The sequence below is a fragment of the Streptomyces sp. NPDC050528 genome (genome assembly GCF_044457795.1).
Taxonomy (GTDB): domain Bacteria; phylum Actinomycetota; class Actinomycetes; order Streptomycetales; family Streptomycetaceae; genus Streptomyces.
This window is the reverse complement of sequence record NZ_JBITHH010000014.1, coordinates 182,549-195,653: the sequence shown is the minus strand read 5'-3', so window position 1 is coordinate 195,653 and position 13,105 is coordinate 182,549. Positions and strand designations below refer to the sequence as shown.

General features: G+C 68.3%; 14 protein-coding genes and 1 tRNA gene. 5 read left to right on the top strand and 10 right to left on the bottom strand.

Annotation, left to right across the window (positions count from 1 at the left end):
* Positions 1-76: 76 nt before the first annotated feature.
* Genes ACIBK4_RS40105 through ACIBK4_RS40085 form a run of 5 tightly spaced genes read right to left on the bottom strand, consistent with a single transcriptional unit; the run spans position 77 to position 4,519 of the window.
* Positions 77-619, bottom strand: coding sequence for a thiamine pyrophosphate-dependent enzyme (locus ACIBK4_RS40105; RefSeq protein ID WP_399003253.1), 543 nt, complete (start codon positions 617-619; stop codon positions 77-79).
* Complete coding sequence (locus tag ACIBK4_RS40100; protein ID WP_399003251.1) at positions 619-1,134, bottom strand: thiamine pyrophosphate-binding protein; 516 nt, start codon at positions 1,132-1,134, stop codon at positions 619-621. Before ACIBK4_RS40100 ends, ACIBK4_RS40105 begins: the two co-directional genes overlap by 1 nt.
* Positions 1,131-1,844, bottom strand: a complete 714-nt coding sequence (locus ACIBK4_RS40095; RefSeq protein WP_399003249.1) for a CDP-alcohol phosphatidyltransferase family protein — start codon at positions 1,842-1,844, stop codon at positions 1,131-1,133. Before ACIBK4_RS40095 ends, ACIBK4_RS40100 begins: the two co-directional genes overlap by 4 nt.
* Complete coding sequence (asnB, locus tag ACIBK4_RS40090; RefSeq protein ID WP_399003247.1) at positions 1,841-3,769, bottom strand: asparagine synthase (glutamine-hydrolyzing); 1,929 nt, start codon at positions 3,767-3,769, stop codon at positions 1,841-1,843. The genes ACIBK4_RS40095 and asnB overlap by 4 nt, the downstream gene beginning before the upstream one ends.
* Before the next feature lie 42 nt (positions 3,770-3,811).
* Positions 3,812-4,519, bottom strand: coding sequence for an NTP transferase domain-containing protein (locus tag ACIBK4_RS40085; protein WP_399003245.1), 708 nt, complete (start codon positions 4,517-4,519; stop codon positions 3,812-3,814).
* 593 nt (positions 4,520-5,112) lie between these two features.
* Here ACIBK4_RS40085 and ACIBK4_RS40080 point away from each other — a divergent pair.
* A complete protein-coding gene (locus ACIBK4_RS40080) occupies positions 5,113-6,543 on the top strand; it encodes an alkaline phosphatase family protein (protein WP_399003243.1) in 1,431 nt (476 codons plus the stop codon).
* A 60-nt stretch (positions 6,544-6,603) separates the two neighbouring features.
* Here ACIBK4_RS40080 and ACIBK4_RS40075 read toward each other — a convergent pair whose 3' ends face one another.
* The 4 genes from ACIBK4_RS40075 to ACIBK4_RS40060 form a co-directional block, all read right to left on the bottom strand.
* Positions 6,604-7,569 carry a LysR family transcriptional regulator gene (locus ACIBK4_RS40075; RefSeq protein WP_399003240.1) on the bottom strand — a complete coding sequence of 322 codons (966 nt, stop codon included), beginning with the start codon at positions 7,567-7,569 and terminating at the stop codon, positions 6,604-6,606.
* Between the two features lie 42 nt (positions 7,570-7,611).
* Complete coding sequence (locus ACIBK4_RS40070; protein ID WP_399003238.1) at positions 7,612-8,313, bottom strand: hypothetical protein; 702 nt, start codon at positions 8,311-8,313, stop codon at positions 7,612-7,614.
* A gap of 226 nt (positions 8,314-8,539) precedes the next feature.
* On the bottom strand, positions 8,540-9,034 hold the full coding sequence (locus tag ACIBK4_RS40065) for a hypothetical protein (RefSeq protein ID WP_399003236.1): 495 nt from the start codon (positions 9,032-9,034) through the stop codon (positions 8,540-8,542).
* 64 nt (positions 9,035-9,098) lie between these two features.
* Positions 9,099-9,623 carry an ATP-binding protein gene (locus ACIBK4_RS40060; protein ID WP_399003234.1) on the bottom strand — a complete coding sequence of 175 codons (525 nt, stop codon included), beginning with the start codon at positions 9,621-9,623 and terminating at the stop codon, positions 9,099-9,101.
* Positions 9,624-9,950: 327 nt separating this feature from the next.
* Here ACIBK4_RS40060 and ACIBK4_RS40055 point away from each other — a divergent pair, with 327 nt between their 5' ends.
* The 3 genes from ACIBK4_RS40055 to ACIBK4_RS40045 all read left to right on the top strand — a co-directional run bounded on the left by ACIBK4_RS40055 (position 9,951) and on the right by ACIBK4_RS40045 (position 11,942).
* Positions 9,951-10,826 carry a helix-turn-helix domain-containing protein gene (locus ACIBK4_RS40055; RefSeq protein ID WP_399003232.1) on the top strand — a complete coding sequence of 292 codons (876 nt, stop codon included), beginning with the start codon at positions 9,951-9,953 and terminating at the stop codon, positions 10,824-10,826.
* 1 nt (position 10,827) lies between these two features.
* Positions 10,828-11,064 carry a DUF397 domain-containing protein gene (locus tag ACIBK4_RS40050; protein ID WP_033279182.1) on the top strand — a complete coding sequence of 79 codons (237 nt, stop codon included), beginning with the start codon at positions 10,828-10,830 and terminating at the stop codon, positions 11,062-11,064.
* A 62-nt stretch (positions 11,065-11,126) separates the two neighbouring features.
* Positions 11,127-11,942, top strand: coding sequence for an SAM-dependent methyltransferase (locus ACIBK4_RS40045; RefSeq protein ID WP_399003229.1), 816 nt, complete (start codon positions 11,127-11,129; stop codon positions 11,940-11,942).
* A 142-nt stretch (positions 11,943-12,084) separates the two neighbouring features.
* On the opposite strand, the gene ACIBK4_RS40040 is transcribed toward ACIBK4_RS40045, so the two are convergent.
* A tRNA-Pro gene (locus ACIBK4_RS40040) sits at positions 12,085-12,158 on the bottom strand.
* Positions 12,159-12,356: 198 nt separating this feature from the next.
* Here ACIBK4_RS40040 and ACIBK4_RS40035 point away from each other — a divergent pair.
* Complete coding sequence (locus tag ACIBK4_RS40035; protein ID WP_399003227.1) at positions 12,357-13,067, top strand: transketolase; 711 nt, start codon at positions 12,357-12,359, stop codon at positions 13,065-13,067.
* Positions 13,068-13,105: the final 38 nt, after the last annotated feature.

Below are 13,105 nucleotides of genomic sequence, written 5' to 3'. Positions count from 1 at the left end.
GTGTTTTCTCGACCGGCGGTGGCTGGGTGACCGAGCTGTGCTGGGTGACGAGCAGCGGCTGCTTGACGCGCTGTGGCTACCTGGCCGACAGGAAGCGGGTGAAGCGCTCACGCAGCTCGTCGGGGGTGTGCACGACGCGGCGGCCGACGGGCACGTCGCGCGGCCGGACCTTCGCGTGGACGAAGGCGGGGAAGGCGTCGATCGACGCCCAGTCGACGTCCGGTGTGTCCACGGACAGGGCCCGGCGATAGCCGAAGGCGAGGGCGGCGGCGACGGGATCCTCGAACGGCACCGTGCGCTGGCCGCCGGTGCTGCCGTGGACACCGTTGTCGAGCGCGACGTGCAGCAGTCGGGCGCCGGTCGCCCCGACGCTCAGCATGCCGCCGGTGTTCATCGCCAGCGAGCCGTCACCGTCGAGGACGACGACCGGCCGGCCGGGATCGGCCAGGGCGACTCCGACCCCGACGGGAGCGGCCATCCCCATGGAGCCGACGAGATAGAAATTCCCTTCGCGGTCCTGGTAGTTGAACAGGTCGCGCGAGATGTGCCCGCAGGTCGAGATCACCGCGGCGGTGGGGAACGCCGTCAACACCGAGCGGAACATGTCCTCGTACTGCATCAGACCCCCGAGGTGATCAGGACGGCCACCGCGCGGCCGCCGTCGTCGTGGAGGTCCACCGCCGCGTCGATCGCGCGGGCGGGATCCTCCGGGTCCAGGACCACATGCCCGATTCCTACGGCGTCCAGGACACGGAGCAGTTCGCGGCCGATGATGTCGTGCTCGACGGCGTCGGTGTGGTCGAAGCCGCGCCAACTCATCAGCACCAGTGGGTTGATGCCGTAGATCTGGGTGAGCGAGGTGAAGGAGTTCAGGCTGTAGCCGAGTCCGGAGTTCTGCATCAGGACGACCGGGTTCCGGCCGCCGAGCCGGGCGCCCACCGCGATGCCGACGGCGGTGTCCTCACGCGGCGCGGGGACGTAGGTGAGGCCCAACTCCCGTGTGGTGTCCGGGGATTCGAGATGCCGGAACAGCCCGTTCAGGAGGGAGCAGGGCACTCCTGTGGCGAAGTCGAAGCTGTGCGCGGCGAGTTGTTCCAGGGTGCGGAGCGCGACGTCCGTCGCCACCTGGGTCATGATCCGATGCCCTGGGCCGCGTAGCCGAACAGGACGGCGGTCAGCGCGAAGCAGAGGACCAGGAATCCCTTGAGATAGCGCCCGCGGAGTTTGGGCACCGTGAAAGGCGCGACATTCAGAATCGCGACGGCGAATCCGGCTGCTGCTGCGCCCCTTACGGCTGTTCCCGGTGCCACTGCCCAGAGCACGAGCAGCACGAGGGCGACCACCACCGGGTTGTAGAAGATGGGCATCCCCGAGAATTTCCCGCCGGAGAGTCCGTAGACGTTGAAATAGGCGAGCCGTGTGACGCCGGCGACGACGATGAGGGCGGCCGGGATCAGCAGGAAGGAATTCCAGTTTCCCACCGCGAGGACCAGTACGGCCGGTCCGACTCCGCTGCAGATCGCGTCCGCCAAGGAGTCCAGCTGGAGTCCCAGCACGGACATGTGGGCGGGCCGGTTCTTGGTGCTGCGGGCGATGGGGCCGTCGAAGCAGTCCAGGATGACGGCGATCACCCCCATCGCGGCGGACAATTGAAGCCGGCCCTGTGCGGCGAAGTAGATGCCGAGCAGGCCGCTCACGACGCCGGCGATGGTGCAGAGGTTCGCCCAGTCCGCCAATAAGGAGAGGATCGTCGGGTTGGCTTGGCCGGCTGGTTCGGCCTGTTGAGTTGGCTCGGCGGGTTTGGTCGGCTCGGCGATCTTGGCCTGGGTGTTCTGCTGGGTCATGCGTCCACCACGTTCTGCAGCCAGAGTTCGACGTTCATGTACATCCAGATCTTCTTTCCGTAGAAGTCGTGATCCAGGTGCTGTGGATTCGACAGGAACTGTTCCATGCGGCGCGGATCGAATATCCCGCGCCGGGTCGCGATCGGGTCGAGGAGGATGTCCTTGGCCTCGTCGAGCATTCCGGCCCGCATCCAGTCGTCCAGCGGTGTCGGAAATCCCATTTTCTTGCGCTGGGTCAGTTCGCGGGGCAGGTAGCGCTCGGCGAGCTTCCGCAGCAGGGTCTTCGTCGTGTCCAGGCTTTCGGACGCGGCGAAGGCGGGTGTGGCGACGGACCGGAACTGGGACCAGCGGCTGTTCCAGCGCATCTTGTACTTGACCGGCATCCGGACGAACGTCTCGATCAACTCGGCGTCCACGAAGGGAACCCGCCCTTCGAGACTGGCCGCCATGCCGATGGTGTCGACCTTGTCGAGAATCGCACCGATGTGCAGATGCTGGAAAGCATGCAGCACCGAGTCGTAGGGGTTGCCCTTTCGCGTACGGCCGAAGGACATCTCGAAAGGATCCCGAGTCGCCCGGTCACTGTTGAGAATCGCACGGGATTCCGCGGTGAAGAGTTCGTTCTTCTCCTCGAACGGCACCCAGTTGTAGACGCGGTAGAAATGATCGAGGTGGCTCCGCACATCGAGATTCGCCAGTACGGAGGTCTGACTCGGACCGCGTCCGGATACTATCCGGTCGACCGTGTCGGCGGGAAGTATTTTCCGCAGGGTGCTGATTTTCTTCCAGTCCAACGGTGATCGCATGACGCGTCCATAACCGCCGAAGAGTTCGTCCGCGCCGTCGCCGGAAAGGGCCACGGTGACGTCGTGTTTCATGAGCTTGGACAGCTCCAGGACGGCGATTTCCTGCGGAATGCTCAGCGGTGCGTCCCGGTGCCGGATGAGCGGTACCAGACCCTTGCGGTAGTCCTCGTGACCGACGACGAGATGCTGATGCTCGGCGCCGACCTCCCTGGCGACGGCCTCGGCGAACCGGCCTTCGTCGTACGCGCCGTCGCCGTACCCCACCGAGAACGTCTTGATGGGACGGTCGCTCATCCTGGCCATCATGGCCACGATCAGGCTGGAGTCGAGACCGCCGCTGAGGTAGGCGCCCAGAGGCACTTCGGACACCATGCACCGGCGGATCGACTGCTCCAGCAGGTGGTCGGCGCGGTCCAGCCAGTCCGCCTCGGACGTGGACCCGTCGATGTCCGGGACCGGAAGACTCCAGTACTGACGGACCTTGATCTCGCTGCCCTTGACGGTGAGCACGTGACCGGGCAGGACCTTTTCGATGCCCTCGAAATAACTGACGCCCCAGACGGGCTGCCGAAAGGTCAGATAGCTCGATATCCCGTCCAGGCTGGGCGTCCGGCGGAAATCGGGGTGCGCGAAGATGGACTTCATCTCCGAGCCGAACAGGAACTGTGAGCCGACCTGTGCCCAGTAGAGCGGTTTGATACCCAGGCGGTCCCGCGCGAGGGTCAGCGTTCCGGAGCGCGGATCATGGATCCCGAACGCGAACATTCCCACGAGTTCGTCCACGACCCGCTCGCCCCATTGCAGATATCCCTGGAGGATGGACTCGGTGTCGCTCGTGGTGCGAAAGCGCCGGCCGAGTCCTTCCAGCCGGGTGCGCAGCTCGCGATAGTTGTAGATCTCGCCGTTGAAGACGAGGGACACTCCGCTGTGCTCGTCCGTCATCGGCTGGTGTCCGTGCGGTACGTCGATGACGCTCAGCCGCTGAAACCCCAACCCGATCGGTCCGTCGATGTGTAAGCCGCTCTCGTCGGGCCCGCGATGGACCAGACAGTCCGTCATCATCTTGAGCAGGTCGGTGTGCTCGAAATTCCGTCCGTCGGTCTGGAAAACGCCCGCCACACCACACATGGTCGCCCTCTCCCTTTCCTCGGTGCAGTCCTGCTACTCGAAACGTTCCTTCGCGAGCAGATAGTCGTCCCCGTCGTCTATCTCGGCCCATTCGTCGCTCTTGACATCAACGAAGGAGACCGGGACGGCCTTACTGACATCAGCCATGACCGATGTGAAGTAGGCGTCCGCGCCTCGGCCGGCGGCCATTTCCACGACGATGGCATCGGCAAGCAGAGCAGCCGCCGTACTCGTCGCGCTCAGGAATCCGACATAGTTCCCGTCCGCGTCGGCCGGCGCGATGTGGTTTCCCATGTCCACACCTCCGTCGACCGCTCGGCGCACCCGCATGGTTCCGGTCAGCCGCGTGGAGAGGTCGACGAGCAGATTGATTCCGGACAGCCCGTCCCAGAGATCCGCCACGGCCTGATCGGACACGATGACATCGCCGAACAGCACGGCGCATTCGTGGTCGCGCAGCAGATGGGCGTGGGTCGCGAGTGTCCAGAGGTTATTGGTGCGTTCGAAGTCCGGGTAGTAATGCAGAGTCGCACGGTCACCGACTTCTCGGGCTATTTTGTCGGCTTCATGGCCGACGATGACATGAACATCGGTCACGCCGTTCCGAGCGAGTTGGTTCAGTAACCGGGAGATCAGCGTCTCCCCGTTGATCCGGATCAAACACTTCGGCTGCCCTTCGGTTATGTCCCGGGCCCGGGTACCGCGACCGGCGCAGAGCAGGATTGCACGACGATACGTCATTACCTCTCCTCGGAGCGCAACACGTTCCGTAACGCTTCACCACCGTACGGATCGGTGACGTTCAAGTGAAGCTTGACTAACTTAAATATGTCCGACGATTGTTTATGTAATGCAAAGACCTCACCAATGGACGATGCGTGAGTTTTTCTTGGCGAGGACTTGAGGGATTCGGAGAGTCAGCCGTACGTAATAAATTGTCGCGCTGCGTGATCACTGCTGTACGGGAGGGTGGCGGCTCGTGCGGTCGATATCGCGCGCACGGGCCCCCGTCGCGTTTATGTCCGCAAAGAGGTGGTTGGACCTCCGTTTACGGGGAGGTCGCCCCGTATTACCGCTCCGACCCCGCACCAAGCTCCGGCAACAGCGGAGCAACGGCCACGCAACACCGGTCACGGCTTGGCCAACCCCTGCCCGAGCTTTGAGCACTTGTTCACCACAGGTCCTCTGCCAACTCGCTTGCCGGCCAAGGAGGATGATCACGCGGACCGGGTCTGCCACCGCGACCGCCACGGCTCACTGCCGAGGCGCGGCTCACAGAAGTGGCACAGAAAATTCCCCGCCGCGAACTGACGCATCCTCAAGAAGGGGCATTCATGGCCGAGTTAACGCGCCGTAGACTCCTGGGTTCGGCCGCTGGCGCGCTGGGCGGCGCCGCGGCACTCTCCGTCCTCCCGCCGAGCATCCAACAGGCCGTCGCGGCCGGGCCGGTGAAGGGTTCGCTCGACGACATCGAGCACGTCGTCCTGCTGATGCAGGAAAACCGGTCGTTCGACCACTACTTCGGCACACTGTCCGGTGTGCGCGGCTTCGCCGACCCGGACGCGCTCAGGCTCGACTCCGGCAGGTCCGTGTTCTACCAGCCGGACACGGTGAACCCGAAGGGGTATCTGCTCCCCTTCCACCTCGACACCCACACCTCCAGCGCGCAGGCCATCCCGTCCACCAGCCATGCCTGGGACGTGCAGCACTCCGCCTGGAACAACGGCAGGATGGACAACTGGCTGCCGGCCCACCGTGCCGCCGACGGCGTCAACGGCCCCTATGTGATGGGCTATTACGACCGGCGGGACATCCCCTTCCAGTTCGCCCTCGCCGACGCCTTCACCATCTGCGACGCGTACCACTGCTCGGTGCTCGGCCCGACCTGGCCCAACCGGATGATGTGGATGACGGGCACCATCGACCCGGGCGGTACGCAGGGCGGCCCCGTCACCAGCAACACGGTGCCGCCGACGCCGTTCCGCTGGACGACGTACGCGGAACGGCTCCAGGCGGCCGGGATCAGCTGGAAGTCGTACCACGAGGCGGACGACGCGTTCGGCTGCAACGTCCTCGTGCAGTTCCAGGCGTTCGCGGACGCCGAGCCGGGCTCGGACCTGTACGAGCGCGCCGTGCGCCCCATGCCCGCGGGCACGTTCGAGGACGACGCCCGCAACGACCGTCTCCCGGCGGTGTCTTGGATCATCCCGACGAGCCTGACGTCCGAGCACCCGGACTATCTGCCGGCGGCGGGCGCGGAGTGGGTCGCGTCGAAGATCGAAGCCGTGGCCTCGAACCCGAAGTTGTGGAAGAAGACGGCCTTCATCCTCAACTACGACGAGAACGACGGCCTGTTCGACCACGTCGTGCCGCCGACCGCGCCCGCGGGCACGGCGAGGGAGTACGTCGGCGGGCTGCCGATCGGTGCCGGGTTCCGTGTCCCGGCGATTCTCATCTCGCCCTGGACGGTGGGGGGTTGGGTGGCCAGTGAGACCTTCGACCACACCTCGGTCCTCCAGTTCCTGGAGCGCTGGACGGGGGTGGAGGAGCCGAACATCAGCGACTGGCGCCGGGACACCTTCGGCGACCTCACCTCCGCGTTCCGCTTCCGCGACGCCCGCCCGCGCCCACCGAGGCTGCCGCAGGACACGGCGGAGCAGCTGAGAAAGGCGAAGGAGGAGGTGGCGACGTTGCCGGCCCCCACCCTGCCCGGCGCGGACCAGGCCTTCCCCCGGCAGGAGAAGGGGCGTAGACCGCAGGTGTGAGTGAGGGCCGGCGCTCTCCCGTCACCGGTCCTCAAGCACGATCAAGGGGCGCCCCTGTGGTCAGACGAGGACCGTTCTGACCACGGGTTCGCGCTCCAGCAGCCCGGCCCGCGACAGTTCCTCGGCCACGTCGAGGGTCACCTCCGCCAGGCGGGTCAGTACGGCGGCCACCGGTGCGGCGATCCGGCCGGGGGCGGTCAGGCGGTGCAGGACCAGGGTCTCGAACGTGCCCGGTACCGGCAGCGGGAGCAGGGTCAGCCCGGGGGTGCGCGAGGCGACCGAGCTGGGCAGCACGACCGCGCCGAGACCGGCGCGCACCATCGCCGCCGCCGCGGACCAGTTGGTCGCCCGGTGGGCGGTCGGCCGGTCCGGCAGCCCGAGTTCGGTGACCAGCCGGGCGTGGGCCCAGGCCCGCGCGCTCCCCTCCGGAGCCCCGATCCAGGGCACGGCCGCCAGTTCGGCCGCCTCGGTCGGGGGCTCGCCCCAGGCGGCGGGCACACCGACCCGGTACTGCTCCTGCGCGAGGACCTTCAGACCGCAGCCCGGCGGCGGGTCCGGCCGGTGCTCCTGATCGCCGGTGATCAGGAGCACGTCCAGGGCACCCTGGCGCAGCGCCCTCAGGCCGTCCGGGGCGGACGTCTCGCGCAACTCCGGCCGCAGGCCCGGATGGTGCTCGACGAGCGACGCGGTCACGCGGGCGACCAGGGTGGTGAGGACGGCCAGCACCGATCCGATCACCACCGGGCCCTCGATGTCCGCCGGGCCCGTACCGGTCAACTCCCGCTCGGCGGCGGACAGTTCATCGGCGATCCGGCCGCCGTACGCGGCGAGTGCCAGGCCGGTGCGGGTGAGTTCGGCCCGGCCGTCGGCCCGGTCCAGCAGGGGGACCCCGGTCTCCTGCTCCAGTCGGCGTACCGTCTGGGAGACGGCCGAGGCGCTGATGCCGAGCAGGCGTGCGGCGGCGGCGATCCCGCCGGCTTGGTGCACGGTGTGCAGCACCACGAGCCGCCTGGGGTCCACGTCCATCTGCGCTCCCTCGGCGGCGGTCGGTCGGCCGAGGACAGTTCATCACGAGCCTGCGGGCTGTTCGACGGCGTCCCTGACCTTCCGCATCAGCGGGGCGACCACGCCGGCCGGGGTGTTGGTCAGAAAGTGGTCGCTGCTGGGGTTCGGGTAGTACGTGACCAGGCCGAACGTGGTCGGGGTCAGCCACAGGCAGGACGAGGACAGGACCGCCAGGCCGCCGGACTGGACCATGGTCTCCTGGCACCCGGCCTGTCCGCCGTGGTCGCCCGCTGCGGTCGGCTGCCAGTCCTGGGTGATCCGGTCGTCGGTCCCGTCCTCGCGGGTGGCCGGCACCTGGGCCATCCGCTTCAGCGCCGACGGGTCGTATCCGGAGCCGTTGAAGCCGGCGAAGACGAGGTAGCCGCCCTGGCCGGGATCGTCGTAGACCGCCTCGACCGTGCTGCCGGTGATGCCGAGTTCCTCGGCGGTCCGGTCGAGTGCCTGGGTCAGCTTCGCGACCTTGGCGGCGGACGGCTGGAACCGCGCCAGACCGGCTACGGACGCCGGTGCGGTCAGCGTCCAGGCGTTCCCTGAACTCCCGCCCGAAGCCGCCGAGTCGGCGGCGGCAGCGGAGGAGTCGCCCTTGGCCCGGGTTGTCGCCGCGGGCTCTGTGGCCGCCCTCCCGCCGCCGCACCCGGTGGCCACCGCGCACAGAACGGCACTCAGAACGAGCAGGGCTGCCGACGCGGCGGGCTGCTTGGGCATGACGACTCCTGGGCAGGACGGGCAAGTGGTGGGATAGACCCCACTGTGCCGACCGACCCGTGAACGAGGAAGCAAGTCCCGCTTCACCCCACCGGAAAGCCCTGCTTCAAGCCCTGCTTCACTCGGCCGGCCTCGGGGCGCGGCGCGGCGGAAACGGGTGCCCTACGACGGCACCCTCACCGCGCTCGCCGTCCGACTCCCCGACACCGGTTCCTGTCGCGGCTGGTCAGTTCGGCGCGTCCAGTGACCAGAGCGGAGTGCTGCCGGCGACGCGGCAGGTGAGGAAGTACAGGGGTATCGGCGGCGTGTAGGGCTGTCCGGTCTCGGGGGAATGGATCAGACGGGGATGCTCCAGGCCCGGTTTCGGGCGGGTGCTGGTCCAGGAGGGGTCGGCCACCTGGGCGCCGATCGCGTAGCTGATGGACGGCGGCCAGATGACGCCGAGGTGTGAACCGGCCGGCACGATCCACCACCAGCGCCGGGCGTCGGCGAAGACGCAGCCGACACGCTGCAGATGGTCCAGGATGCGTTCCCCGTGTTCCCGGGGCATGCCCACGGCGTCGTATCCGAGGCTCGCGCGTAACGGCGCGGGGATCACCAGGCGTCCGGACCGGATGCGGTCGTGCGATGGCGGCTCGGCGGGATGCGGGGACGGGGCGAAGTCGTGAGCCGACGGCTCGGAGGAGGACGGGATCGGGTCGTGGCTGCGTGATCGGTACATGGGGGGACCCTTCGGCCGAGTGGGGGTTGGGCCGGGCGGGGAGCCGGGGCCGGCCAGGCGGGCGTCAGGGCGGGGCGGGTTCGTCGGCGTCCATGGCCAGTTCGGCCCAGACGATGCGACCGGACCGGTGCGGGACGTCCGCCGTTCCCCAGTCGCTGCTGAGCTCCGTGACGAGCAGGAGACCGCGCCCGCCCTGGTCGTCGGGGCCGGGCCGACCGGGTACCGGGAGCGTGGGACCGCGGTTCTGGTCCTCGACCTCGATCCGGACGGATCCGTCGGTGATCCGCACCTCACAGACGATCCAGTCACTCGCGGAGTGGGTGAGCGCGTTGGTGACGAGTTCGGAGGTCACGACGACAGCGTTGTCCAGGACGACTTCGCGGACGCCCCACGCGATGAGCAGTTCCTCGACGGTTCTGCGCGCCAGACCGACTGACGCCGGGGTCGCCGGCAGGCCGAACAGATGGCTGTGGCGCGAGAGTTGGTTCCCGGAGACGAGCCGGCCGGGGCCTCGGGGCCCAGGGAGTCGGCCAGGACGCCCGCCTCCGGGAGGTCGGTCCAACGGCTGGGGGAAAGAGGGCGGAACCATCGCCGTACGCCTTTCGTGTGCCTTCGCACCCTGGGCGGTGCCGGTGTCGCACCGGCCGGCCGCGCACGAGGCGCGGATGGCGACCCGGCCGGGCCGACGCAGGTCGCAACCCTTTTCCCCCAACTGGGCTGCGCCGTCTCGCTCTTCGACGAGCTGTGACGACGTGCTTACTGTGACACCTGCCAACAACCCATCGCAACCGGCAAGTTGAAAATTGCATCTCGCGAAGTGCATGCTGCTTCCGCCAGGAAGTGATCGAAAGAGTCGGCGAAGAGCGAAACCCTGCCAGACTGCCGCCCGGAGCTGGAGGCGCAAGGGAGGTAGACCGTGACCGCAGAGACCGACTGGGGCGGAGTCCCCTCCGTCCTGCGCATGATCCTCGGCCGCCAGCTGGAGGAACTGCGGACGCGGGCGGGACTCACGTACGAGCAGGCGGGCGACGCCATCGGGGTCAGCCACTCCACGATCCGCCGGATGGAGGCCGCCAAGGTGGCCCGGCTGCGCCTGGCGGACGCGGAAAAGCTGCTGCAGGTCTATGGGGTGACGGACCGTCAGGAGATCGACACCTTCCTGAAGTCGGTCCGCGAGGCCAGCAAGCGCGGCTGGTGGCACACGTACCGCGACGTCATGCCGGACTGGTTCGCCGCGTATCTGAGCCTGGAGCAGGCGGCGCTCCAAGTACGCGCCTACGAGAACGAGTTCGTCCACGGGCTGCTGCAGACCGAGGAGTACGCACGGGCCCTGCTCGGCGCGGGCAACCCGCACGCCCCCACCGAGGCCACGGAGCGCCGGGTCGCCCTGCGCATGCGCCGCCAGGAACTGCTGACCCGCGAGGCGCCGCCGCGCGTGTGGGTCGTGATGGACGAGACGGTGCTGCGGTGGCCGGTCGGGGGTGCCGCGGTGATGCGCGCCCAGGTCGACCACTTGATCGAGGTCAACCGGCTGCCCCATGTGACGCTGCAGATCATGCCGTTCGCCAACGGCCCGCACCCGGCCATGCGAGCCGGTGCGTTCCACCTCTTCCGGTTCCGGGCGGCCGAACTGCCCGACGTCGTCTATCTCAACGGCCTGGTGGGCGCTGTCTATCTGGACAAGGGCGACGACGTCGTGGTGTATCGCGAGGCCCTGGACCGGCTGGGTGCCCAGGCGGCACCCGCCCGCAAGACCGAGGCCCTCCTCGGTGCGATTCGCAAGGAGCTCTGACGTGCACCACCCCATACGCAACGGCATACCGTCCCGGAACCTGGGCGCACGCGGCTGGACCAAGCCGTGGAGCGACGACGCGGGGGGCGCCTGCGTGGAAGTGAAGAAGCTCGCCGACGGACGCGTCGCCGTACGTCAGTCGACCGACCCCGACGGCCCGGCGCTGGTTTTCACCCCCCGCGAAATGACGAGCTTCGTCACGGGCGTGAAGGCGGGGGACGCCGACTTCCTCCTCTGAACACCCCTTGTTTTACTGAGCGTTGATCCCGAAACTCCACGACTCGCATGGGAGACACGGCGTTGCCCGACAACGGATGGCCGGCCGACCGCATCGACACCGAGCACGCGCACTCCGCGCGGATCTACGACTACATCATGGGCGGGAAGGACTACTACCCCGCCGACAAGGAGGCGGGCGACGCCATGTCCCGGGAGTGGCCCGCGCTCCCGATCCACATGGTCGCCAACCGGGACTGGATGAACCGGGCCGTGCGCTGGCTCGCCGAGGAAGCGGGCGTACGCCAGTTCCTGGACGTCGGCACCGGCATCCCCACCTCCCCGAACCTGCACGAGATCGCCCAGCAGGTGGCTCCCGAGTCACGGGTGGTCTACGTCGACAACGACCCCATCGTCCTCACCCTCTCCCAGGGTCTGCTCTCCAGCACGGCCGAGGGCAGGACGTCGTACATCGAGGCCGACTTCCGTGACCCGGCCACGATCCTCGACGCGCCGGAGCTGCGCGAGACCCTGGACCTCTCCCGGCCGGTGGCGCTGACGGTGATCGCCATCGTGCACTTCATGCTCGACGCGGACGACGCGGTGGGCGTCGTACGGCGCCTGCTCGAGCCGCTCCCCTCCGGCAGTTACCTCGCGATGTCGATCGGCACCGCCGAGTTCGCGCCGCAGGAGGTGGGCCGCGTCGCCCGCGAGTACGCGGCCCGCGACATGCCGATGCGGCTGCGCACCATCGACGAGGCCCACGAGTTCTTCGACGGTCTTGAGCTGGTCGAACCCGGCATCGTCCAGGTCCACAAGTGGCATCCGGACGGCACGGGCGAGCAGAACATCCGCGACGAGGACATCGCGATGTACGGAGCGGTCGCGCGCAAGCCGTGACCGTCCCGGTGCCGGGACCGGCCGCACAGCCGGCCCCGGCACACGGGGAAGCCACATGCTCAAGGCCGACCGGTCCCCGGAAACGATCGAGGGGCGGTTCCGGATTCCTCCGGAACCGCCCCTCATCTGCGACTCTGTCGAGTCGGGACGACAGGATTTGAACCTGCGACCCCTTGACCCCCAGTCAAGTGCGCTACCAAGCTGCGCCACGTCCCGCTGCCCGTCTGACCTGGGGTTTCCCCTGGTTGAACGCGCATGGAAACAATACCGCACTCACGTCGGTGATCGCGCACGCCTTTATTCGGGGCCAGGGCTCGGCCCTCGGCCGGCTCAGCCCTCGGCCCGCTGGGCTTCCGGACGGCTCCGCCCGTGCCGCTTGACCTGAAGTTTGGTTGAGGTTGCACGATCGTCCGCATGACGACGACAACCACGCGACACAGCCGCCCGTACACGCACGACGACCTGCCCCAGCTCATGGGGGTGATGACCGGCGACGAGAAGCACGGTCCGGCGGCGACCTCGACGCTGGACGCGCTGTGGGTCCTCTACGACCGGGTGCTGAGGGTCACCCCGGAGCGGCTGGACGACCCGGAGCGGGACCGGTTCCTGCTGTCCAAGGGGCACGGGCCGATGGCGTACTACGCCGTGCTGGCCGCCAAGGGATTCGTACCGGTGGAGTGGCTCCCCGACTTCGGCTCCTACGACTCGCCGCTCGGCCACCATCCCGACCGGGTCCTGGTGCCCGGCGCCGAGATCGGCAGCGGGTCGCTGGGGCACGGGCTGCCGATCGCCGTCGGGACGGCACTGGGGCTGCGCGCCCAGGGGCGTACCGAGCCGCGCGTCTGGGTGCTGGTCGGGGACGCCGAGCTGGACGAGGGCAGCAACCACGAGGCCATCGCCTTCGCCGGGCCCGCCGGACTGGAACGCCTGCACACCGTCGTCATCGACAACTCCTCCGCGAGCCACGCCCGGCCCGGCGGTATCGCCGCCCGCTTCGAGGCCGCGGGCTGGTCCGCGGTGACGGTCGACGGCCGTGACCACGAAGCGCTGTACGCCGCGTTCACCGCGCCGCACCCCGGCCGACCGCATGTGGTCGTGGCCCGGGTGGAGCCGAAGTCCGCCTGATCGCCCCTCCCCATCACCGTCACCATCACCATCACACC

Bases quoted from the DNA above. Each gene is read 5' to 3' on its own strand.
- ACIBK4_RS40105 (WP_399003253.1), bottom strand. From the start codon at position 619: ATGCAGTACGAGGACATGTTCCGCTCGGTGTTGACGGCGTTCCCCACC.
- ACIBK4_RS40100 (WP_399003251.1), bottom strand. From the start codon at position 1,134: ATGACCCAGGTGGCGACGGACGTCGCGCTCCGCACCCTGGAACAACTC.
- ACIBK4_RS40095 (WP_399003249.1), bottom strand. From the start codon at position 1,844: ATGACCCAGCAGAACACCCAGGCCAAGATCGCCGAGCCGACCAAACCC.
- ACIBK4_RS40085 (WP_399003245.1), bottom strand. From the start codon at position 4,519: ATGACGTATCGTCGTGCAATCCTGCTCTGCGCCGGTCGCGGTACCCGG.
- ACIBK4_RS40080 (WP_399003243.1), top strand. From the start codon at position 5,113: ATGGCCGAGTTAACGCGCCGTAGACTCCTGGGTTCGGCCGCTGGCGCG.
- ACIBK4_RS40075 (WP_399003240.1), bottom strand. From the start codon at position 7,569: ATGGACGTGGACCCCAGGCGGCTCGTGGTGCTGCACACCGTGCACCAA.
- ACIBK4_RS40070 (WP_399003238.1), bottom strand. From the start codon at position 8,313: ATGCCCAAGCAGCCCGCCGCGTCGGCAGCCCTGCTCGTTCTGAGTGCC.
- ACIBK4_RS40065 (WP_399003236.1), bottom strand. From the start codon at position 9,034: ATGTACCGATCACGCAGCCACGACCCGATCCCGTCCTCCTCCGAGCCG.
- ACIBK4_RS40060 (WP_399003234.1), bottom strand. From the start codon at position 9,623: ATGGTTCCGCCCTCTTTCCCCCAGCCGTTGGACCGACCTCCCGGAGGC.
- ACIBK4_RS40035 (WP_399003227.1), top strand. From the start codon at position 12,357: ATGACGACGACAACCACGCGACACAGCCGCCCGTACACGCACGACGAC.